The organism is Brachybacterium massiliense (assembly GCF_900184245.1).
Classification (GTDB): Bacteria; Actinomycetota; Actinomycetes; order Actinomycetales; family Dermabacteraceae; genus Brachybacterium; species Brachybacterium massiliense.
On the sequence record NZ_FXXB01000008.1, the window covers coordinates 977,315 to 998,423 of the forward strand.

General features: G+C 70.6%; 18 protein-coding genes. 4 read left to right on the top strand and 14 right to left on the bottom strand.

Translation table 11 applies throughout. The features are described 5' to 3' along the window. Window positions 1–75: 75 nt before the first annotated feature. Complete coding sequence (locus tag BN4251_RS14545; protein WP_087485755.1) at window positions 76–900, bottom strand: tyrosine-type recombinase/integrase; 825 nt, start codon at window positions 898–900, stop codon at window positions 76–78. Between the two features lie 223 nt (window positions 901–1,123). Beyond that, on the bottom strand, window positions 1,124–1,471 hold the full coding sequence (locus BN4251_RS14550; RefSeq protein ID WP_087485756.1) for an ArsR/SmtB family transcription factor: 348 nt from the start codon (window positions 1,469–1,471) through the stop codon (window positions 1,124–1,126). A 56-nt stretch (window positions 1,472–1,527) separates the two neighbouring features. Between BN4251_RS14550 and BN4251_RS14555 the strand changes: the two genes are divergently transcribed. Further along, entirely contained in the window at window positions 1,528–2,679 is a 1,152-nt protein-coding gene (locus tag BN4251_RS14555; RefSeq protein WP_245810371.1) for a cation diffusion facilitator family transporter, read from the top strand. 25 nt (window positions 2,680–2,704) lie between these two features. Here the strand turns inward: BN4251_RS14555 and BN4251_RS14560 are convergent, their stop codons facing one another. Together BN4251_RS14560 and BN4251_RS14565 are read right to left on the bottom strand one after the other, a co-directional pair. Next, on the bottom strand, window positions 2,705–3,916 hold the full coding sequence (locus BN4251_RS14560) for a Gfo/Idh/MocA family protein (RefSeq protein WP_087485758.1): 1,212 nt from the start codon (window positions 3,914–3,916) through the stop codon (window positions 2,705–2,707). After that, entirely contained in the window at window positions 3,906–4,670 is a 765-nt protein-coding gene (locus tag BN4251_RS14565) for a ThuA domain-containing protein (RefSeq protein WP_087485759.1), read from the bottom strand. Before BN4251_RS14565 ends, BN4251_RS14560 begins: the two co-directional genes overlap by 11 nt. A 542-nt stretch (window positions 4,671–5,212) precedes the next feature. Between BN4251_RS14565 and BN4251_RS14570 the strand changes: the two genes are divergently transcribed. After that, the gene (locus tag BN4251_RS14570) at window positions 5,213–6,331 is read left to right on the top strand and encodes an alpha/beta hydrolase (RefSeq protein ID WP_170931977.1); all 1,119 of its coding nucleotides are present in this window, start codon (window positions 5,213–5,215) and stop codon (window positions 6,329–6,331) included. 92 nt (window positions 6,332–6,423) lie between these two features. Here BN4251_RS14570 and BN4251_RS14575 read toward each other — a convergent pair whose 3' ends face one another. Genes BN4251_RS14575 through BN4251_RS14595 form a run of 5 tightly spaced genes read right to left on the bottom strand, consistent with a single transcriptional unit; the run spans window position 6,424 to window position 10,798 of the window. Further along, a complete protein-coding gene (locus BN4251_RS14575; protein WP_087485761.1) occupies window positions 6,424–6,813 on the bottom strand; it encodes a hypothetical protein in 390 nt (129 codons plus the stop codon). Between the two features lie 32 nt (window positions 6,814–6,845). Further along, on the bottom strand, window positions 6,846–7,439 hold the full coding sequence (locus BN4251_RS14580) for a histidine phosphatase family protein (RefSeq protein WP_087485762.1): 594 nt from the start codon (window positions 7,437–7,439) through the stop codon (window positions 6,846–6,848). 5 nt (window positions 7,440–7,444) lie between these two features. Then, window positions 7,445–9,148 (bottom strand): FAD-binding oxidoreductase, encoded by a 1,704-nt coding sequence (locus tag BN4251_RS14585; RefSeq protein WP_087485763.1) that lies wholly within the window; start codon window positions 9,146–9,148, stop codon window positions 7,445–7,447. Continuing rightward, window positions 9,145–10,017 carry a lysophospholipid acyltransferase family protein gene (locus tag BN4251_RS14590; RefSeq protein ID WP_087485764.1) on the bottom strand — a complete coding sequence of 291 codons (873 nt, stop codon included), beginning with the start codon at window positions 10,015–10,017 and terminating at the stop codon, window positions 9,145–9,147. Before BN4251_RS14590 ends, BN4251_RS14585 begins: the two co-directional genes overlap by 4 nt. A gap of 4 nt (window positions 10,018–10,021) precedes the next feature. Beyond that, window positions 10,022–10,798, bottom strand: a complete 777-nt coding sequence (locus BN4251_RS14595; RefSeq protein WP_087485765.1) for an SDR family NAD(P)-dependent oxidoreductase — start codon at window positions 10,796–10,798, stop codon at window positions 10,022–10,024. A 146-nt stretch (window positions 10,799–10,944) separates the two neighbouring features. Here BN4251_RS14595 and BN4251_RS14600 point away from each other — a divergent pair, with 146 nt between their 5' ends. Both BN4251_RS14600 and BN4251_RS14605 read left to right on the top strand, forming a co-directional pair. Continuing rightward, a complete protein-coding gene (locus tag BN4251_RS14600; protein WP_087485766.1) occupies window positions 10,945–13,227 on the top strand; it encodes an HAD-IB family hydrolase in 2,283 nt (760 codons plus the stop codon). 246 nt (window positions 13,228–13,473) lie between these two features. Then, window positions 13,474–14,202 carry a hypothetical protein gene (locus tag BN4251_RS14605; RefSeq protein ID WP_087485767.1) on the top strand — a complete coding sequence of 243 codons (729 nt, stop codon included), beginning with the start codon at window positions 13,474–13,476 and terminating at the stop codon, window positions 14,200–14,202. An 81-nt stretch (window positions 14,203–14,283) separates the two neighbouring features. On the opposite strand, the gene BN4251_RS14610 is transcribed toward BN4251_RS14605, so the two are convergent. The 5 genes from BN4251_RS14610 to BN4251_RS14630 form a co-directional block, all read right to left on the bottom strand. Further along, complete coding sequence (locus tag BN4251_RS14610; RefSeq protein WP_087485768.1) at window positions 14,284–15,096, bottom strand: amino acid ABC transporter ATP-binding protein; 813 nt, start codon at window positions 15,094–15,096, stop codon at window positions 14,284–14,286. Continuing rightward, window positions 15,096–16,073, bottom strand: a complete 978-nt coding sequence (locus BN4251_RS14615; RefSeq protein WP_087485769.1) for an amino acid ABC transporter permease — start codon at window positions 16,071–16,073, stop codon at window positions 15,096–15,098. The genes BN4251_RS14610 and BN4251_RS14615 overlap by 1 nt, the downstream gene beginning before the upstream one ends. Continuing rightward, window positions 16,070–17,002, bottom strand: coding sequence for an ABC transporter substrate-binding protein (locus tag BN4251_RS14620; RefSeq protein ID WP_087485770.1), 933 nt, complete (start codon window positions 17,000–17,002; stop codon window positions 16,070–16,072). The genes BN4251_RS14615 and BN4251_RS14620 overlap by 4 nt, the downstream gene beginning before the upstream one ends. A 105-nt stretch (window positions 17,003–17,107) precedes the next feature. Beyond that, entirely contained in the window at window positions 17,108–19,204 is a 2,097-nt protein-coding gene (locus BN4251_RS14625) for an ABC transporter ATP-binding protein (RefSeq protein WP_425426205.1), read from the bottom strand. Then, the gene (locus tag BN4251_RS14630; protein ID WP_087485771.1) at window positions 19,204–20,940 is read right to left on the bottom strand and encodes an ABC transporter ATP-binding protein; all 1,737 of its coding nucleotides are present in this window, start codon (window positions 20,938–20,940) and stop codon (window positions 19,204–19,206) included. The genes BN4251_RS14625 and BN4251_RS14630 overlap by 1 nt, the downstream gene beginning before the upstream one ends. Window positions 20,941–21,109: the final 169 nt, after the last annotated feature.

Below are 21,109 nucleotides of genomic sequence, written 5' to 3' on the forward strand. Positions count from 1 at the left end.
CTTCGTATCGGCAGGCCTCGAGGGCGGCTGAGGAGGAGTGGGGATTGGGCCGTGGTAGTCGCGCATTTCCTCAGCTTAGGCCGCGAGCCGCTCGACCGTCGAGCGCATGCTCGAGGTGTCCAACGCGACATAGCGGCGCGTGGTCGCCGGTGAGGCGTGCCCGAGCAGCTGCTGCACCGTGAACACGTCACGATCGAGGCTGTAGGCCCGCGTGGCGAACCGGTGCCGCAGCGCGTGCAACGTCCAGTCATCCGGCAGCGCCCGTGAGGCGAGCTTGCCAACGTACCGGGGCGAGAGATGCCCGCCGTCGTCTCCGGGCAGCATGTACCCCCACCGGCGGCACTGCTCGCCGATCTCGGCCGCGAGCCCCGCCGGCAGCGGCACTACGCGAGGCCGCTCGCCCTTGCCGTGCACGATCAGGGACCAGCCCCCGAGATCCTGCAGCAGATCCCGCCGGTGAATCTGTGCGATCTCGGCGCGGCGCAGCCCTACCTCGGCGGCGCAGCGCAGGATGAGCCGCACCCTCGGCGCGGCATCGCGCAGCGCTGCCCGGTAGGAGATCTCATCGACGGGGCGCGGCACGCCGGCGCTCGCTTTCACGCGGGGCAGCGCCTCGGCGGGGTTCACCTCGCCGCGGCCGGTGAGCGTCCACCAGGCCCAGAACGCCCGGTGTGTGTTGCGGTGCGAGCGCCTGGTCTCTGCCGCCCAGGACTGGCGCGAGAACCATCGCACGAGGCCCTCGCCGGTGACGAGCGCGGGCGATGACCAGCCGCCCACCCTCGCGCACCGCTGCATGTGCTCGCGCCGCGTGCGCTGTGTCGTGGCCGGCACTCCGGCCGCGTTCATGCTGTCGATCCAGTCGGTGATCGCTGTGTTCCAAGACTCATTGATGGTTGCCATGCCACACCGCTACCTGATCAGGCAGCGGCCGGCACGCGACGTGACCGAAGCGGTATCACCGCAGGCCGCGAGCCCGTCGATCCCAACCAGAAGGTTGGGGGTTCGAATCCCTCCGGGCGCGCTTTCGGGAAAAGCCCCTCACCGCACACGCGGCGAGGGGCTCTTCCGCATTCCGGGCTCGCCCGCGGCCTTCTGGCCGCACCGGGAACCCTCCCCGCTCGTGTCAGTAGCGGTGAGGGTCGTCGCCGGAGGCGGCGCCGGTGACATGCTCGGCGTGCGAGAGCGTCTCGGCCAGCAGTCGGCGCACGTGGGCGTCCGAGGCGCGGTAGTAGGCGTAGGTCCCCTCGCGCCTGCTCTCCACGAGTCCCGCCAGCCGCAGCTTCGCCAGGTGCTGGCTCACCGCCGCAGGGGTCGCCCCGACGGACTCCGCGAGCGCGTTGACGCTGGACTCCTGGGCGAACAGCGCCCAGAGGATCTTCACCCGGGTGGGATCGGCGAGCATGCGGAAGGTGCTCGCGGCGATGCGCGCATGCTCGTCATCGGGAACCGGGTTCACGGGCGCGGGATGCATGTGCTCATGCTACGCAGATCTTGCTATCTGCATGTCTACGCAGATACATTGCTAGCGTGAACAGCTCCCCCGCGCAGCACGGACCGGTGCACTCCAGCGCTGACCCGCACCCGCACCACGACGGCCATCCAGGCAGCCACAGCCACCACCACAGTCACGACGGCGGGCACCATCATGACCACGACGACCACCATGACCACCATGACCACCATGACCACCACCACGACCATGGCGGCTCCCGCTGGGCGCGGCTGCGCCATGCGCTGACCCCGCACAGCCACGACCACGGCGAGGCGATCCGCACGGCGGAGGAGTCCAGTGCGATCGGCATCCGGGCGGCGTGGGTGAGCCTGGCGGGGATGGGCGCGACCGCGTTCCTGCAGATCGTGCTCGTCGCGCTCAGCGGCTCCGTCGCCCTGCTCGCTGACACCCTGCACAACCTCGGCCATCTCGCCACGACCATCCCGCTGATCATCGCGTTCCGCCTGGGGATGCGAGCACCCACGCGGCGCTACAGCTACGGATTCCGGCGCGCCGAGGATCTGGTGGGGCTGCTGATCGGTGCGGTCATCGCGCTCTCGGCCGGGCTGATCGTGTGGGAGTCCGTGCGAGCGCTCACCGCTGAACGGGACATGACCCACCGCGGTTGGGTGCTGGCCGCGGCTCTCATCGGCGCCGCAGGGAACGAGGTGGTGGCGCGTTACCGGATCCGGGCCGGTCGGCGCATCGGCTCCGCCGCCCTGATCGCCGAGGGACAGCACGCGCGCACCGACGCCCTGACCTCCCTCGCCGTGGTGATCGGGGTGCTCGGCGCCTGGCTCGGCCTGCGCTGGATCGATCCGATGATCGGGCTCGTGATCGCTGTGATGGTGGTGCTGGTGCTGATCAGCTCGATGCGCACCGTGATCCACCGCCTGATGGACGGGGTGGAGCCCGGGGTCCTGGATGCCGTGGAGTCCGCGGCCGCGGGGGCCGACGGGGTCCGCGCTGTGCGGGACGTCCGAGCGCGCTGGATCGGGCATCGCCTCGAGACGGAGCTCGTCGCCGTGGTCGACCCTGCGCTCGAGGTGGCCCGCTCCGCACAGATCGTCGACGCGGTCGAGGACCGGCTCCGCCAGGCGCTCCCCCACCTCGACCGCATCGTCGTGAGGATCACCGGCGCCTCGGCATCGGCCGACGCGGACGGGGCGGGCCAGGGTCGCCCCTGAACCCGCCCCCGCGGCGCCCGCACGGTCAGCGGCCGGTGAGCGCCGCCTCCCGCACGGAGGTCCAGGACTGCATCCGCTCGCGTGCGTCGGCGTCGGGCTCCGCGGCGATCGCCTCGAGCCGCGCCTGCTCGAGCAGCTCGTCGATCTCGACCCGCTGCCCGCGCTCGACGGACGCGACGGCCGCCTCGACCATCGCGAAGCTGAGCAGGTTCTCGTGCACCTCGCACAGGGGCGTGCGCCCCTCGCGCAGGGCGCTGACGCATTCCACGAGCGAGGCCGCGATCTGGTCCGGCTCCGGGGCGGTCTCGGCGTCCACCTGGGCCTGCAGCTGCGCGGTGGTGGCCTCGTCGTCGGTGCCGAGCACCGGGGCGCCGGTGCCATCCCACGTGGCCGAGCCGTGCTGGGCGGCGATCCGCCACTCCGAGTTCCAGCCGGTCGAGAGCCCGCGCGCGTTCCAGGTGCCGTGATACGCGAACAGGGAGTCATCGCTCATCTCGAAGGTCGCGCTCACGGTCGCATCGTGCGAGTAGACGCTCCAGTCCGGGCGGGTGCCGCGGGCGGTGACGGCCACCGGGTCCGCGCCGGTGATGTACCGGGCGGCGTCGAAGGCGTGGATGCCCATGTCCCGCAGCATCGGGTGCTGCTGGGTGCGGCGGTAGCCGTCGTGCTCGACGAACAGCGAGAAGAAGGCGCTGGTCATCACCGTCGGCCCGTGGGCGGCGACGAAGCTGCGCAGCTGGCGCACCTGGCGGAAGAAGCGCCGCGACTGGGAGACCATGAACGGCACCCCGGTCAGCTCCGCATGCGCCATCAGGCTGATCGCCTCGGACAGGGTCTCGGTGACCGGCTTCTCGCCCAGGACCGGGATCCCGGCGTGCAGGGCCTTGACGGTCACCGGATGGTGGGCGACCGGCACGGTCGGGTTGATCAGCAGGTCCGCGCCCAGCTCAACGGCGAGGTCGACGCCGTCGGTGCCCGCACGCACCGTCGAGGGGTCCGCGCCGGACTGCTCGATCACGCGCTGCGGGGCGCCGTCGACGAGGTCCGCGACGCCCACCAGCTCGGCGACCTCGCTCGCGACCACCTCGCGGGCCCACCAGCTGCCCATCCCGCCGGCGCCGACGATCACCACGCGGGCGGGCCGGTCCGCGGGCAGGCGCGGGAAGCCGGTGAGCTCAGGGCCGGGGGCGGGCGCGGCGGAGGTGTCGGTCAGGTGCTCGGCGACCTCAGATGACACGGGTGACCTCGTCACCGCGGTACCAGTCGCGCGGGGCGTTGGCGATCTTGACCGGCGCGGCCTCGCGCTCCTCCGGGCGCGCCCACACCACGGCGTTGGCGAGCACCCGCTGGATCTCGGCCTGGTGGTAGACGGGGTACTCCTGGTCGCCGGGGCTGAAGTAGAAGATCTTGCCCTTGCCGCGACGGAAGGCGGCACCGGAGCGGAACACCTCTCCCCCGGCGAAGGAGGAGACGAACACGAGCTCATCCGGCGCGGGGATGTCGAACATCTCCCCGTACATCTCCTGGGCGGGGATCACGATCGGGTGGGGCACGCCCCGGGCGATCGGGTGGGAGCCGTTGACGGTCCACACCCGCTCCTCCTCGCCCTCGTTGCGCCAGAGCAGGTTGCAGGTGGTGCCCATGAGGGCCTTGAACGGCTTGGAGTAGTGGGCGGAGTGCAGGGGCACCAGGCCCATGCCCTCGTGGACGCGGCGCACCACGCGCTCCACGATGTGGTCGGGGACGTCGTCGTGGGCCATGTGGCCCCACCAGGTGAGCACGTCGGTCTGGGCGAGTGCGTCCTCGGAGAGGGACTCCTCGATGTCGTCGAGCAGCGCGATGCGCACCTCGGCCTCGACCCCGTCGGCCGCGAGGAGGCTGCGCAGCCCCTCGGCGATCGTGGTGTGCATGCCCTCGGGGTAGATCTCCTGGACCGTCCGGTCCACCTTCTCGTGCCGGTTCTCGCCGAAGACGGCGATGCGCAGTGCCATGGTGCAGTTCATCCTGTCGCTGGTGGGTCGCGGACTGGGCCGCGGTGACGTGCATCCCATCGTAGGGGCGCAGGCCGACGCCGCGCACGACCATCCCTGCGCGCGCCCTGCCGGGCCCGGACGACACCGGCAGGCGCGGCGCCGAACGGGACGAAATGCTCGCCCCGGCCGTGAGCGCTCACGGAATCCGTGACCCGCATGTGATCTGATTCTCACCGTCTGCGCACTATGGTCTGGGACAGGCTCCTTCAACGGCGAAGGAGCCTGCACCTCTCGAGACGGAGGGCCGTCTCGGGATCGTCGCGGGGGCCCCGTGCCCCGCCCGGGCCGGGCCGATGCCTCCTTCCGGACTCAGCACCATCGGCCCGGCACCGACGATCCGCTCTGCGCCGCGCACTTTCGTACTTCCGTGCCATCCCGGTACGGAGGTGCTGATTGCACGCACCCCCCGAATTGCAGGTTTGACCTGCGGTTCTTGCAACCCTCGCGGACGCGGGCGACTGTGTGAGCGGACACATCGACATCTGCTCCCTGGAGGACCCATGTCCCAGCACGTCTCCGACTCCCCCGCCCCCACTGGCCTCTCCCGACTCTCCCGGATCTCTCCCTCTCGCCGTTCGCTGCTCCTGGGCGCCGCGGCCGCCGCGCCGATCGTCGCCCTGGGCGCTGGCAGCGCCTCCGCCCTCGGCGGATACCGCGACGCCGGCGGCCTGCACATCACCCACGAGTGGATCCACGAGGACATCCGCTCCGTGGACTTCCGCTTCGACACCGGCGGGCAGGTGCAGACCTTCCCGCCCTCGCTGCGCGTGACGGTCCCTGCCGGGTACGACGAGAACCCGGACCGCCATTACCCGGTGGTGCTGCTCCTACACGGGGGCGGCGGTATGTACCAGGACTGGACCAATCACGGCAACGTCATCGAGCAGACCGAGAAGCACGAGGCCATCGTGGTGATGCCCGATGGCGGCGGCGGCTCCTTCTACTCCAACGCGAACTTCCCCCGGGCCGGGCTCGTCGCCAACTGGGAGACGTTCATCATGGAGATGGTGCTCCCGTTCGTGCACGCGAACTTCCGCACCGCCCCGGACCGGATGGCCATCGCGGGGCTCTCGATGGGCGGCTTCGGCGCCCTGGCTCTCGGCCAGCGCTACTGGGGCCACTTCCGCTCCGTCAGCTCCTACTCCGGTCCCGCCGACTGCGGCGCCACCCCTCACGGCCTGCTGGTGGGCACGCTGATCATGGTCTCGCCCCTCGGCGACGTGCCCCGCTACGGTCTGCGTGCGAACGGCCCCGGCGCGATCTGGGGCCTGGAGCCCTACCCGGAGATCGCGCGCGGCTACAACCCGATGGAGAACATCGAGACCTACCGCGACAAGCGCGTCTTCCTGCGCACCGGCAACGGCCCGCTGCTGGACCTGCTGGGCTTCGACGGGATGGACGATCTGGTGGGCGAGTACCGCAGCCGCCTGGCTGAGTTCGGCATGGACGTCCAGGAGAACGTCGTGATGCACACGCAGGAATCCTTCTCCAACGCCCTCTCCGACGCCGGGATCGAGCACGACTTCCGCGTCGACGACGGCGAGACCCACGAGTGGGGACTGTGGAACCGCAGCTTCGCCGAGGACCTGCCGGGAATGATGAAGGTGCTCAACTCCTGATCGACGTGCTGTGAGCGCGCGAACGGCAGGAGATCAGGCAAGAAAGCACCGCCTGATCGACGTGCTGTGAGCCCGAGCCCCTGAGCCCTGGCTCAGCTCCTCCGCACCCGCACCAGACGGCCGTCGGCCTCGAGCTTCCTCTCGAGGGCGGCGGCCGTCTCGCCGTGGGTGCGGGCGGCGCGGGCACGGCCCCGCAGGCCGCCCAGGGCGCGCCCGGCGGAGTCGCCCCACAGGTAGCGGATCTCGGTGACGCCGGGGCCCTCGCGCAGCTCGAGCGGGGCGGTGAGGTGGAAGGCGGAGCCGGCGAGTGCGCCGAGGAACACGGTGCGGCGCCTGCTGCCGATCTCGTAGGAGACCCTGCCCGGGCCGCGTTCCGCGACGCTCCAGCCGCGCCCGGTGAAGAACTCCTCGAGCAGGGCCTCCGCCGCGTCGGGCTCCGCCCGCACGGTGAGCACCACGCCCGAGCCCGGGTGAGTGCGCATGCCCCCGCTCACACTCCGGCCCACGCCCCCGCTCACGCCTTGGCGCCCTGCCGGGAGGGGCCCAGCTCGCGCAGCTCGGCGTTGCCCAGGTGCGGGACGTCGCGGTGGTCGTGCGGGTCCATGCCGACGCCGAGCGCGAGCGCGATCTGCAGCACGTCCCCGTGCGCGACCAGCACCGCCGGGGCGGTGCGGGCGATCTCGTCGGCCTCGCGCAGCACCTCGAGCACGCGTGCGGCGACCGCCGCGACCTGCTCCACCTCGCCGTCGTGGGCGCCGCGGGCGCGGTCGATCCGCCAGATGCCGTCGTAGGCGCTCGCGGGGCCCTCGTCGTGCGTCCCGAAGCTGCGCTCGCGCAGGCGCTGATCGATGCGGGGCGGGCCGGCGCCGAGCGCGGCGGCGAACTCCTGCGCCGTCTGCAGGGCGCGGGCGAAGTCGCTCGAGAGCACCACCGTGTCCGGTCCGAGGCCCTGCTCCGCACCGAGCCTCCCGGCCTCGCGGGCCTGGTCGCGGCCGAGCGGGGTGAGGCCCACCTCGGTGAGCGCGCGCGGGCCGGGGACCGAGACGATCAGCCCCTCGACGTTCGCGGTGGACTCCCCGTGCCGCAGCACCAGGACCGGGTGGGACACGGGGCTCAGCGGGTGACCTTGCCGGGGTTCAGGTTCCGGCCCGGGTCGTTGTCCGCGAACAGGCCCTCGAGCATGCGCACACCCACGTCGCCGATGTCCTCGGTGATCCAGGGCTGGTGCTCGGTGCCCACCGCGTGGTGGTGGGAGACGGTCGAGCCGAGGTCCACGAACGCCTGCTGGACGGCGTTCTTGGCGGCGTAGTACTGCTCGAGCGCCTGCTCCTCGGAGGAGTAGGGGAAGGCGAAGGTGAAGTACAGGCAGGCACCGGCGTGGTAGCTGTGCGACATGTGGCAGAACATGAAGCCGGGCAGGCCCTGCTGCTCCTGCGTCCTGTAGAAGGCGTCGTAGACCGTCGCGTGGACCTCGTTGAGGTTCGACCAGGTCGCGCCGGTGTCGCACACGTCCCCGAAGACCTGGTAGTTCATCAGGAAGTCGCGCAGGTAGGGGGTGTCGAACTTCTTCTGGTCGTAGATCGCGCCGGGGCCCGCACCGAGGGTGATGCCCCCGTTGTTCTTCACGATCTTCTTCACGATCGCCTTCTGCTGCTCGACCGACTCCTTGGAGCCCTCGAAGCAGACGTAGCTGATCGACATCTCGTTGGTGGTGTCCCAGCCCTTGGAGCGCAGGTAGGCGAACAGCCCGTCCTGCACCTTCGCGGCGACCTTCCCCTTGGTGGAGGTGGGCTCCTTGACCATGGCGAGGCTGAACTCGGTCTCGGGCCCGTCGGACAGGCGGGTGAAGGTGGGGGTGACGTCGGTGGAGCGGGCGATCGCGTGCATGCCGCGGATGCCGTGCTCCCAGTCGGGGTACATGTAGGCGATCACCTGGCGCACGGGGGCGATGCGGTGCACCTGCACGGTGACCTCGGTGATCACACCGAGACGGCCCTCGCTGCCGAGGATCATCTCGTGCACGCTGGGGCCGGAGTCGCGGCCCGGGATCGGCTTGGTGACGGCCACGCCGTCGGGGTGGACCATGCGCAGGCCGCGCACGATGTCCTCGATGTCGCCGTACTTGTCGGACTGCATGCCGGAGGAGCGGGTCGCGGCCCAGCCGCCGACGGTGGAATAGGTGAAGGAGTCCGGGAAGTGGCCGACGGTCCAGCCCTTCGCGTTCAGCTGCTCCTCGAGGTCGGGGCCGTAGACACCGGCCTCGACGCGGGCCAGGCCCGCGGTGTCGTCGATCTCGATGACCTCGCGCATGCGGCCGAGGTTCATGGTGAGGATCGGGCGCTGCTCGGCGACGTCGGGCGTGACGGAGCCGGAGATGCACGAGCCGCCGCCGTAGGGGATCAGCACCAGGTCCTGCTCGAGGACGATCCGCAGCACCGCGGCGACCTCCTCCTCGGAGGCCGGGTACACGACGGCGTCCACGAGGCGCTCGAAGTGGCCGTTGCGGGCGCGGAACAGGTCCGGCAGGGAGCGTCCGAAGGAGTGGACGACGCGGTACTCGTCGTCATCGGCGAGGTTCTCCTCGCCCAGCGCGTCGGTCAGCAGCGAGCGCACGGCGGCGGGCAGACGGGAGGCGGGGACCTCGTGGTCCGAGAGCACGGGCTCGATCGGCTGCTTCGAGTCCAGGTCCACGCCCACCTTGTTGCGGGCCAGGGCGGGGAAGGCGGGCTTGTTGTCGTAGCGGAAGGTGACGTCGTCCAGACCCCAGCCCCACCACTTGTGCCGCTTGACCTCGCGTGCGCTCAGCCGATCGCTCATGCGGATTCCTCCTCGTCCCGGGCGGCCTCGCCCAGGACCTCGTCGTGATGCTCGTCGTACAGGCTCTTGACTCGCTGCTGGATGCGGCCCGAGAACTCGACCGCGGACTCCTGCTCGTCCGAGATCATCGGCTCGCCGAAGACCACCCGCACCGGGGGCCGGCCGGGCCGGGGCCAGTAGCGGCCCTTGGGCATCGCCTCGTAGCCGCCGACGATCGCGGCCGGCACCACGGGCACGCCCACGCCGATCGCGAGCGCCGCGGCGCCGGGTTTGAAATCGGACATCCGGCCCGTCTTCTGCCGGGATCCCTCGGGGAACACCAGGATCGGCACGCCCGAGCGCAGCAGGCGGCGCGAGGTGCCGGAGTGCTTGCGGGAGCCGCCGCGGTCGATCGGGAAGGCGTTGAGCATGGTGCGCACGAAGATCCGACGGTGCCAGTGGTCGAACCAGTAGTCCGCCGCCGCGCCCGTGCACAGGTAGCGCGCCTGCGTCCAGGGCAGGCTCATCGCCAGCAGCGGCCCGTCGACGTGGCTGGTGTGGTTCGCGACCAGCACGAACGGCCCGCGGATGCTCTTGACCCGGCGGTGGACCTCCACCTGCGGGGTGACCGCGGAGTTCACCACGACGCGGAACAGGATCCGCTGCAGCACGAAACGGGCGCCGGCCCGCCAGGCAGAGCGGTACTTCGCCAGCTCGCCGGTGGGCTTCTCCCAGCCCTCGCCGCGCGACCGGGCGGACAGCGACTCGATCAGGCGCCGGCCCCGGCCGGGCTCCTTCGAACGGGCAGGACGCCCGGCCTGCTCAGCGCCGTCGGCGCCGGCGGGCTCGTCGGCGTCGGCCGGATCGTTCGCGGCGTGCTGCGGGCTCATGCGATCACTTCTCTCGGCTGCGGCGGTGGCTGAGCACGGCGCTCAGCCTCGCCACGATCCCACGCGGAGTGGTGCGCAGCACTGCGGCGATCAGCTTCCAGCGTTTCGAGGGGATGGAGACGGGCTTGCCGCGGGCGACGTCCCGCAGGCAGTCCTCGACCAGGCGGTCCGCGTCCAGCCACAGCACACCGGGGATCGAGGAGCCCTTGATCCCGGCGCGCGAGTGGAACTCGGTGCGCACCCAGCCGGGCATCAGCGCGGTGACCTGCACCCCAGTGCCGTGCAGCTGCACGCCGAGGGACTCGGAGTAGTTGCCCACCCACGCCTTGATGGCGGAGTAGTTGTTCTGGGTGACCAGCGCGGAGACGGAGCCGACGTTGATGATCCAGCCGCGGCCCCGCTCGCTCATGCCCCGCCCGGCGGCGCCGCCGAGCTTGAGCACGGCGCGCACCATCACCTCGAAGCCGAGGTCGTGCTGGGAGAGGTCGGGGTCCAGCAGGCTCGCCTTGACGGAGAAGCCGGCGTTGTTGACGAACACGTCCACGGGATCGACGGAGGATTCGAGGCGGTCCGCGACGCGCTGCTGCGCCTCGCGGTCCGAGAGGTCCGCGACGATCGTCTCGACCTCGACGCCGTGCTCGGCGCGGAACTGGGCGGCGGTCTCCGCGAGGCGCTCGGGGTTCCGCGCGACCAGCACGAGAGCGGTCCCCCTGCCCGCGAACGCTCTGGCGAACGCGGCCCCGATGCCTGCGGTGCCGCCGGTGATCAGGGCCCTATGCATGGCGGCTACGATACACTAGCGCCGCCCTGACCAGCGCGGAGAAGCTCCCTGGTGGGAGCCCTGCAGGGCCGTCCGTGAAGTCCGCGGGCGCGCAGGTGCCGAACATCCGCCCCGCGCCCCGCAGTCCCCGTTCACCAGAGGATCCCATGACGCACACCACCTCCCCCGCAGCACAGTCCGCGACCGGCGGCACCACCCGCGGGGGGCGTCGGATCCTGCTCACGGGCGTGACCGGCTTCCTGGGCCAGGCGGTGCTGCGCTCACTCCTGGAGACCACCGAGGACGTCCACGTCACCGCCGTCATCCGCCCCAAGGGCTCGGTCACCGGCCGCAAGCGCCTCGAGCAGCTGCTGCGCAAGCCCGTGCTCTCCTCCTGGGCGGAGCTGCTCGGCGCCGACGGGTCCGACGGCGCGGCGCGGCTGAAGGAGATCTTCGATGCGCGCGTCGGCGTGCTCGAGGGCGACCTCACCGACATGCCCGCGATCACCGACCCGTTCGACGTGGTGATCCACTCCGCTTCCTCGGTCTCCTTCGACCCGCCCATCGACGAGGCGTTCCGCACGAACGTCGGCGGCGCGAAGAACCTGTACGAGGCGCTGCTCGCCTCGGGCCAGGACCCGCACGTCATCCATGTCTCCACCGCCTACGTCGGCGGCATCTCCAAGGGCCTGCGCCGGGAGGGCTCGCTCGGCGCAGACGTCGACTGGCGCGCCGAGTACGAGGCCGCCCTGCAGGCCCGAACCAGGGTCGAGGCCGAGTCCCGACGCCCCGAGACGCTGCGCAGCCAGATCCGCGCCGCGACGGACCGCCACGGCCGGATGGGCCCCAAGGCCGTCGCCGCTGCTTCCGAGGAGGCGCGCCGCGAGTGGGTGGACGAGCGCCTGGTCGACTTCGGCCGCACCCGCGCCCAGTCCGTGGGCTGGACCGACATCTACACCTTCACCAAGGCGATGGCCGAGCAGGTCGCCGAGGAGTTGTGGGCCGCGAACGGCCACCGCGTCTCCTTCGTGCGCCCCTCGATCATCGAGTCCGCGATGAAGAAGCCCTATCCGGGCTGGATCGACGGCTACAAAGTCGCCGACCCGCTGATCATGGCGTACGGCCGCGGCATGCTGCCCGAGTTCCCGGGACTGGCCGATTCGATCCTCGACGTGATCCCCGTGGACCACGTGGTCAACGTGATCGTCGCCCTCGCCACCCAGGACGTCTCCCGGCGCGGGGACGACGCCTACTTCCAGGTGGTCTCCGGCGCCTCGAACCCGCTGCCCTTCCACGAGATGGTCACCGCGGTGCGCGAGTACTTCCTGGAGCATCCGCTCGAGGATGACAAGGGCCGCCCGATCCAGGTGCCCGAGTGGTCCTTCCCGGCTGTGGAGCTGGTGGAGCAGCGCTTCCGCGCCAAGGAGCTCTCCGCGCGCCTGGGCTCGGCCGCGGTCGCGTATCTCCCGGCCACCAAGCGCACCCGCGGCTGGACCTCCGAGCTGCACAAGGCCAGCTCCGGCCTGACGCTGCTGCGCAAGTACATGGAGCTGTACCGCCACTACACCAAGACCGAGATGGTCTTCGACGACGCGAACACCCGCGCGCTGCGCGAGGAGCTGCCGGCGGAGTTCCTGGAGACCCACGACTTCGACATCACCCGGGTGGTGTGGAAGGACTACTTCCAGAAGCAGCACCTGCCGGCCGTGACCGAGCTGACCAAGGCGTACTCACGGGCGAAGTCCGCGCAGAAGCGTCGCGCCTCGCGCCCCACCCCGGAGCTGAAGGCCTCGGACAGCGCGCTGGCCGTGTTCGACCTCGACGGCACCGTGCTCGCCACCAACATCGTCCAGCAGTACTTCGCGGTGGTGCGGGCCACGAAGCCGCGCCGCACCTGGCCGAAGGAGATCGGCGGGCTGCTCGCCTCCGTGCCCGGCTACCTGCGGGCCGACAAGCGCGACCGCTCCGAGCTGATCCGCCTGGTCAACCGCCGCTACAAGGGGTACCGCAGCGCAGACCTGCGCGCGCTGATGCAGGGTGAGGCGGGCCGACGGATCCGCGCCTCGATCCTGCCCGAGGCGCTCGAGACCATCGAGCGCCACCGCGCCGCCGGGCACCGCACGGTACTCGTCTCCGGTGCGCTGGATGTGCTGGTCGAGCCGCTCGCGGACCTCTTCGACGAGGTCATCGCGACCCACATGGACGAGGACGCCTCGGGCGTGATGACCGGCTACCTCGCCACTCCCCCGCTGGTGGACGAGGCCCGTGCGAACTGGCTGCGCAAGTACGCCGACTTGCACGGCGCGGACCTCTCGGCCTCCTACGGCTACGGCGACTCCCACGCGGACGCCGCCTGGCTCTCGCTCGTGGGCACGCCCGCCGCGGTCGCACCGGACCTGGGCCTGTACGCGGTGGCGAAGAAGAAGCGCTGGCAGATCCTGGAGTGGTGAGCCGGCGTCGGCCGCGACCCGCTCCCCCGCGCACTGGCACGGGCGCGACCACTCCCACGGGGAGCAGGACCGCTCGCGCAGCCGGAGGATCGAGGAGCGCCTGGCGCGGTTCTGAGCGGTGCGCGGGCACCCCTGCCGCAGCCCATGGGGAGTCCTCCCCATGCTCCTCTGACCGGGGAGTGCTCCCCATCGACTCTGGTCGCAGACCCTTCTACAGTCTTTCCATCGACTACAGAAGGGGACACAATGTCACGCACCATCATCGCCCGCGGCGCCGCCCTGGCCGCCGCCACCATGCTCGCGCTGACCGCCTGCGGCGGCACCGACGAGACCACCGAGACGCCTGACGCTCCGGCCGCCGGGGTGGAGGAGCAAGAGGACGACGCGGCCGCGGAGGACGCCGACACCGAGGAGGCCGACGGCGCCGACGAGGACGCCGAGGCGGACGAGGCCGACGACAGCGCCGCAGAGGACGGCTCGGAGGACGACGCCGCCGAGAAAGATGCCGAGGGCGCTGACGCCGCCACCGAGGGCGCCGTGGTGGAGATCGGCACCGAGTTCACCGACGAGGAGACCGGGGACGTCATCACCATCGTCTCCGCGGTGCGCCACAACCCCACCGAGTACTACATGGCCAGCGACAACCCCGACGGGGAGATGATCTACCTCGAGGTGAAGGTGACCCCCGGCGACATCTACGGCGGCGTCATCAGCCAGAGGGACTTCCTGCTCGATGACGACGGCGAGGAGGTCAACTACGCCGCGAGCGCCGACGACGAGATGATCGAAGCCGGCTTCGAGTACTTCGACGGGCCCTCCCGCCGCGACGGCGAGGCCACCGGGTACATCCCGATCTACGTCGAGACCACCGGCGACACCCTCCAGGGCGCCTACGTGCGACCCGAGATGAAGATCCTCGGCGAGAACGAGACCGTCCCCGAGTTCCGCGGCGAGTTCGAGATCCCCGCCGCCTGACCCGGGCCCCGACGCAGCGCGCCCCCGCCCCGATGCCGGTGCGGGGGCGCGCTGGGTTGTGCCGGTGCTGCCGGCGGGTGCTCACAGCACCGAGGCGAGGAAGCCCTTCAGGCGATCCGACTCGGGGTGGTCGATGACCTGCTCGGGGGTGCCGCGCTCGAGGATGCGGCCCTCGTCCATGAACACCACCTGGTCGGCGACCTCGCGGGCGAAGCCCATCTCGTGGGTGACCACGACCATGGTCATCCCGTCGGCCGCGAGGTCCTTCAGCACGCTGAGCACCTCGGAGACCAGCTCGGGGTCCAGGGCGCTGGTGGGCTCGTCGAAGAGCATCAGCTCGGGGTCCATCGCCAGGGCGCGGGCGATCGCGACGCGCTGCTGCTGCCCGCCGGAGAGCTCGGAGGGGTAGTGGTCGGCGCGGTCGCCGAGGCCCACCCGCTCGAGCAGCTCCCGTGCCTTCTTCTCGGCCGCGGCCTTGGGCAGCCCGCGCACCTGCACGGGCGCCTCCATCACGTTGCCCAGCGCCGTGAGGTGCGGGAAGAGGTGGAAGCGCTGGAAGACCATGCCGATGCGGGAGCGCTGGGCGGCGATCTGGGCGGAGGAGAGCTTCTGCCAGCGACCGTCGGGCAGAGGGTCGGGCTCGTAGCCCTGGACCACGCCGTCGATCAGCACCCGCCCGGCGGTGGGCTCCTCGAGCTGGTTGATGCAGCGCAGCAGGGTGGACTTGCCGGAGCCGGAGGGGCCCACCAGCACGGCCACCTCGCCCGAGCGCACGGTGAGGTCGCAGTCCTTGAGCACATGCAGCGCGCCGAAGGACTTGTGGACGCCCTCAACCCGGATCACGGCGTTCTCGACGGGCTGAGTGCTCTGGGTGTTCTGGGGATCGGTGCTCATCACAGCTCCACCTCCGGGAGCGGGTTCTGCGGGGTGGTGCCTGCGCTGTTCACGGCGGCCTGGCGGGAGCGTCGGCCCTGCCCGGCGGCGGGGGTGCGATCGTCGAAGCCGCGCCCGAAGTGCTTCTCGAGGAAGTGTTGGCCCACCATCAGCACGCTGGTGATCGCGAGGTACCACAGCGCGGCGACGATCAGCAGCGGGATCGGGGTGAACAGCTTGTTGGCGATGCCGTTGGTGGCGAAGGTGAGGTCGAGGGTGAAGGGCACCGCGAGCACCAGCGAGGTGGTCTTGAGCATGCCGATGGTCTCGTTGCCCAGCGGCGGCACGATCACGCGCATCGCCTGCGGCACGATGATGCGGCGCAGGATGGTGCCGTTGCCCATGCCGAGCGCCTTGGAGGCCTCGGTCTGGCCCTTGTCCACGGAGTTCAGGCCGGAGCGGATGATCTCGGCGAGATAGGCGCCCTCGTTCAGGCCCAGGCCGATCACGGCGGCCCAGAACGCGGTGAGCAGGTCACGGGTGGAGAAGCTCAGAAGCTCCGGCCCGAAGGGCACACCGATCACGATCTTGGGCACGATCACGGTGAACAGGCCCCAGAACACCAGCTGGGTGTACACCGGGATGCCGCGGAACACGAAGATGTACGCCCAGCTCACGCCGCGCAGCACGGGGTTCTCGCTGCGGCGCATCACCGCGGCGGTCAGCGCCACGACGGTGCCGAGCACCATCGACAGCAGCGTCAGCAGCAGCGTCCAGCCCACGCCCTGGACGACCTTGATGTCGAACAGGTAGGTGGCCACGGTGCCCCATTCGAGCACCGGGTTGGTCACCAGGAAGGAGATCAGCGCCAGCACCAGCAGGGCGACGATGACGGCGGAGATCCAGGTGCCGGGGCGCGGGGCGGCCTTGGCACGGATCGGGGTGAATCGCTGCTCCGCCGCGGGGCCGGAGGGGCTGGGGGTCTGGGTGGTGCTCACGGCTGGGGGTTCACTTCCGCGGTCGGGATCATGCCTGCTTCATTGCCCCATGCAGCGAGGATGCGCTCCATGTGGCCGGAATCGATGAGGTGCTGCACGGCGGCGCGCAGCGCCTCGGCCAGCTCGGGCTGGTCCTTGGCGACGACGATGCCGTTCAGCGCCGACTCCTCGATCTCGCCGATCCCCTCGAGGGTGCCGCGGGAGCGAGCGATCGCGTAGGCGGTCACCGGGGAGTCGGCCATGAGGATGTCGCCCTTGCCGCCGGCGACGTTCGTGGCGGCATCGGAGTTGGAGGCGTAGGCGAGCAGGTCGTAGGCGCCCTCGCCGGCGTCGCGGCACTCCTGGGAGCGTTCGATGGACAGCTCCTCCTGGTAGGTGCCCACCTGGAGGGCGACGCGCTTGCCGCACAGGTCGTCGGGGTGGATGTCATAGGGGTTGCCGGCCTTGACGGCGTAGGAGATGCCGGCCTGGAAGTAGGAGACCATCGAGACGGCCTCGAGCCGCTCCTCGTTGACGGTGAAGCTCGAGATGCCCACGTCATAGGTGGAGCCGACGGCGGGGATGATCTGCGCGAACACCGCGGCTTCGGTGCGGGTGGACAGCCCCAGCACCGCGCCGATCGCGGCGAGGATGTCGATGTCGTAGCCGATCGCCTCACCGGTCGAGCCGACGAACTCGCCGGGTGCGTAGTTCAGGGCGGCGCCGTTGATCAGCTCGCCGCGCTCGCGGATCTCCGCCGGCACCAGCGCGGCGATCTCGGGCACCTCGGTGATGTCGGCGAGGTCCACCTCGGGCACGGCATCGGATTCGGCGTCGAGGCGCTCGGAGGCGCGGGTGCACGAGGCCAGCGTCGGGGCGAGCAGGCCGGTGGCCAGCGCGAGCGGCGCGGCGCGCAGCAGGCTGCGGCGGCGGGGTCGGAGGGAGGTCACCGATGAATAGTATTCACTGCACTGCATGAGAACAACTTGCTGTCGTGCGTCTCACCGGCGGCTCCCTGCTCTGCGGGTTCCGGCACGGAGCGTCGCACCGCCGGGTCAGCTGCCGAGCGCCATCGGTCCGGTCGTCGTCTCGACCTCGTCCGCGGGCCCGTCGGCCGCCTCCTCCGCGTCGATGTCCACCGCGGCGCCCTCGAACTGCGAGCGGTACAGCCGTGCGTAGGCCCCGCCGAGCGCGAGCAGCTGATCATGATCGCCCTGCTCGACGATGTCGCCGTCCTCCATCACCAGGATCAGGTCCGCGTCGCGGATGGTGGAGAGGCGGTGGGCGATCACGAAGGAGGTGCGACCCTCGCGCAGCGCGTTCATCGCCTTCTGCACGAGCACCTCGGTGCGGGTGTCCACGCTCGAGGTGGCCTCGTCCAGGATCAGCAGGCTGGGCCGGGCCAGGAACGCGCGAGCGATCGTGACCAGCTGCTTCTCGCCGGCGGAGAGGGTGGACTCGTCATCGTCCACGATCGTGTCGTAGCCCTCGGGCAGCTGGCGGGCGAAGTCGTCGACGTGCGTGGCGCGGGCCGCTTCGATCACCTCGTCGTCGCTCGCGTCCAGGCGGCCGTAGCGGATGTTCTCCCTCAGGGTTCCCTTGAACAGCCAGGTGTCCTGGAGCACCATCCCGGTGCGCTCGCGCAGCTGGGCGCGGGTGAGGTCGCGGATGTCGATCCCGTCGATCGTGATCCGGCCGCCGTCCACCTCGTAGAAGCGCATCACGAGGTTCACCAGGGTGGTCTTGCCCGCCCCCGTCGGCCCCACGATCGCGACCGTGTGCCCGGGATCCGCCACCAGCGACAGATCCCGGATCAGCTCGCGCTCGGGGCTGTAGGAGAAGGCGACGTGCTCGAACTCGACACGGCCCTCGCGGATGCCCGCCGCGGCGGTGTCCACGGTGGTCTCCAGCTCCTGCTCCTCGGCGTCCAGCAGCTCGAAGACCCGCTCGGCGCTGGCCACGCCGGACTGCAGCATGGTCGCCATCGAGGCGACCTGGGACAGCGGCTGGGTGAACTGGCGCGAGTACTGGATGAAGGCCTGCACGTCCCCGAGGGTGAGCTGGCCGGAGACGATCCGCAGACCGCCCACGATCGCCACGGCCACGTAGCTGAGGTTCCCCACGAACATCATCAGCGGCATGATCAGCGAGGAGACGAACTGGGCGCCGAAGGTGGCGCGGAACAGGGTCTCGTTGCGCTCCTCGAAGCGGGCGGCGACCTCGTCGCGCCGGCCGAACACGGTCACCAGGCCGTGGCCGGTGTAGGCCTCCTCGACCTCGGAGTTGACCACGCCGGTGGCGTCCCACTGCTGGGCGAACAGCTTCTGCGCCTGCTTGCCCACCATGCCGGTGACCACGAGCGCCACCGGGATCACCGCGAGCGCGATCAGCGAGAGCTGCCAGGAGATGGTCAGCATCATGACCAGCACGCCGACCACCATGAGGATCGAGTTGACCAGGCCCGTGACCGTGTTCATCAGGGTGTTCTGGATGTTGTCGATGTCGTTGGTGACGCGGGAGAGGATCTCGCCGCGCTTCATCCGGTCGAAGTAGGCCAGCGGCAGGCGGTGCAGCTTCTCCTCGACATCGCGGCGCAGGCGCGAGACCATCCGGTAGATGATCCGGTTCAGGGCCAGCCCCTGCAGCCACATCAGCAGCGCGGCGATCGCGAAGAGGCCGACGGCCAGGCCCAGGGTCTGGTAGAGCGCCGCGAAGTCGATGCCCTCGCCGGGGGTGAGGGTCATGCCCGAGAGCATGTCGGCGAACTGGTCCTGCCCGTCGGCGCGCAGCTGGGCGATGACGTCGGCCGGATCGGCGCCGGCCGGCAGCTCCTTCGAGATGATGCCGGTGAAGATGAGGTCGGTGGCGCGGCCCAGGATGCGCGGCCCCACCACGCTGAAGGCGACGGAGATGACGCCGACGGCGATCGCGAGGAACAGGTAGGTCTTCTCCGGGCCCATCTCGCGCACCAGGCGCTTGGTGGAGGGCCAGAAGCTCTTCGCGCTCTGGCCGGGGCGCAGCCCGCGGGCGGCGTCCTTCTCGGAGGCGATCTCGGCGGCGGCGGAGGCCTCATCGCCCGCAGCGGGCACGGTCTCCGGGGTGGTCTCGGGCGTAGTCTCCGAGGTCATGGACTCGTCCTTGGAGGCGGTCATCAGGACACCTCCTCCTCGACGCCCTGGGAGCGCACGATCTCGCGATAGGTCTCCGAGCTCTCGAGCAGCTCGGGGTGGGTGCCCTGGCCGACGATCCGGCCGTTGTCCAGCACCAGGATCAGATCCGCCGAGGTGATGGTCGAGACCCGCTGGGCGACCACGAGCATCAGCGCGTCCTCGACCTCAGGGGCGAGCGCCGCGCGCAGGCGGGCGTCAGTGGTGAGGTCCAGGGCGCTGAAGGAGTCGTCGAACAGGTACAGCGAGGGCCGGGCGACCAGGGCCCGGGCGATGCACAGGCGCTGGCGCTGCCCGCCGGAGACGTTCGTGCCGCCCTGCGCGATCGGGGACTCGAGCTCGAGCGGCATCGAGGCCACGAAGTCGCGTCCCTGCGCGACGGTCAGGGCGTGCCACAGCTCCTGCTCGTCCGCGCTCGGATCCCCGAACCGCAGGTTCGAGGCGACCGTGCCGGAGAACAAGTAGGGCCGCTGCGGCACCAGGCCCACCCGGTCCCACAGCACCCGGGCGTCGAGCTCGCGCACGTCGTGCCCGTTCAGCAGCACCCGCCCCTCGCTCACGTCCATCAGGCGCGGCACCAGGTTGATCAGCGTCGTCTTGCCGGCGCCGGTGCCGCCGATGATCGCGACGGTCTGCCCGGCACGGGCGGTGAAGGAGATGTCCTCGAGCACGGGCCGCTCGGCACCCGGATAGGTGAAGGAGACGCGGTCGAAGGTCAGCTCGACCGGGCCCTCGATCTCGCGGATCCCATCGGTGCGCTGGTGGACGCTGGTCTCGGTGGAGAGCACCTCGGTGATGCGGTCGGCGGAGACCATCGCGCGCGGGATCATCATCGTCATGAAGGTCGCCATCATCACCGCGATGAGGATCTGCATCAGGTAGGCGATGAAGGCGGTGATCGAGCCGATCTCCATCTGCCCGGCCTCGATGCGCGGCGCCGCCACCAGCAGCACCATCACGCTGGAGACGTTGAGGATGAACATGATGATCGGGTTGATCAGGATCATCAGCAGGCCGATGCGGCGGTTCAGATCGGTCAGCTCATGGTTGACCACGCCGTAGCGCTCGCGCTCGCGGTCCTCGCGCACGAAGGCGCGCAGCACGCGGATGCCGGCGATCTGCTCGCGCAGCACCCCGTTGATGTCGTCGATCTTGCCCTGCATCTGCTTGAACAGCGGCGCGGCCTTCAGGATCAGGATCCCGACGGCCACCAGCATCACCGGCACCATCACGGCGATCAGCCACGCCATCCCCGGCTCGACCCGCAGCGCGAGCACCACCCCGCCGATGCCGGTCACCGGGGCCTGGACCAGCATGTTCAGGGAGAAGAAGATCAGCATCTGCACCTGCTGCACGTCATTCGTGGAGCGGGTGATCAGCGAGGGCGTGCCGAACTCGGCGAGCTCGCGCGGGGAGAACGAGCTGACCTTCGCGAACACCTCGGAGCGGAGGTCCTTGCCGGTCCTCATCGCCGAGCGGGCGGCGAAGAAGTTCGCGGCGACCAGCGCGATGATGTTCCCGAAGGAGATCAGCAGCATCAGCTGGCCGAGCTCCCAGATGACGGGCACGTCGGCCTTGGCGACACCGTCGTCGATGATGTCGGCGTTGAGGGTGGGCAGGTACAGGGCGGCCAGCACGCCGACGATCTGGAAGAGCACCACCATGAGCACCCAGATCCAGTACGGCTTCAGGCCTCGCAGCACCAGACGCAGCAGGGTCACGAGATTCCTTCCGAAGTGCCGACGGTCCCCGGCACGGATCCCTCGACCCGGAAAGCATAGGCGCAGAGGCCGACGGATGGCATCCGACTTCCGGAGGGCCCGCGCAGGGCGGAATCACGGGGAGCGGAGAGATGGGAGCGCGCCGATCGCGCGCAGGCGCGTCGTCTAC

Coding starts and splice junctions, on each gene's coding strand:
- BN4251_RS14600 (WP_087485766.1), top strand. CDS start 10,945: ATGACGCACACCACCTCCCCCGCAGCACAGTCCGCGACCGGCGGCACC.
- BN4251_RS14625 (WP_425426205.1), bottom strand. CDS start 19,204: ATGACCGCCTCCAAGGACGAGTCCATGACCTCGGAGACTACGCCCGAG.
- BN4251_RS14605 (WP_087485767.1), top strand. CDS start 13,474: ATGTCACGCACCATCATCGCCCGCGGCGCCGCCCTGGCCGCCGCCACC.
- BN4251_RS14570 (WP_170931977.1), top strand. CDS start 5,213: ATGTCCCAGCACGTCTCCGACTCCCCCGCCCCCACTGGCCTCTCCCGA.
- BN4251_RS14545 (WP_087485755.1), bottom strand. CDS start 900: ATGGCAACCATCAATGAGTCTTGGAACACAGCGATCACCGACTGGATC.
- BN4251_RS14585 (WP_087485763.1), bottom strand. CDS start 9,148: ATGAGCGATCGGCTGAGCGCACGCGAGGTCAAGCGGCACAAGTGGTGG.
- BN4251_RS14565 (WP_087485759.1), bottom strand. CDS start 4,670: ATGGCACTGCGCATCGCCGTCTTCGGCGAGAACCGGCACGAGAAGGTG.
- BN4251_RS14590 (WP_087485764.1), bottom strand. CDS start 10,017: ATGAGCCCGCAGCACGCCGCGAACGATCCGGCCGACGCCGACGAGCCC.
- BN4251_RS14575 (WP_087485761.1), bottom strand. CDS start 6,813: ATGCGCACTCACCCGGGCTCGGGCGTGGTGCTCACCGTGCGGGCGGAG.
- BN4251_RS14610 (WP_087485768.1), bottom strand. CDS start 15,096: ATGAGCACCGATCCCCAGAACACCCAGAGCACTCAGCCCGTCGAGAAC.
- BN4251_RS14550 (WP_087485756.1), bottom strand. CDS start 1,471: ATGCATCCCGCGCCCGTGAACCCGGTTCCCGATGACGAGCATGCGCGC.
- BN4251_RS14595 (WP_087485765.1), bottom strand. CDS start 10,798: ATGCATAGGGCCCTGATCACCGGCGGCACCGCAGGCATCGGGGCCGCG.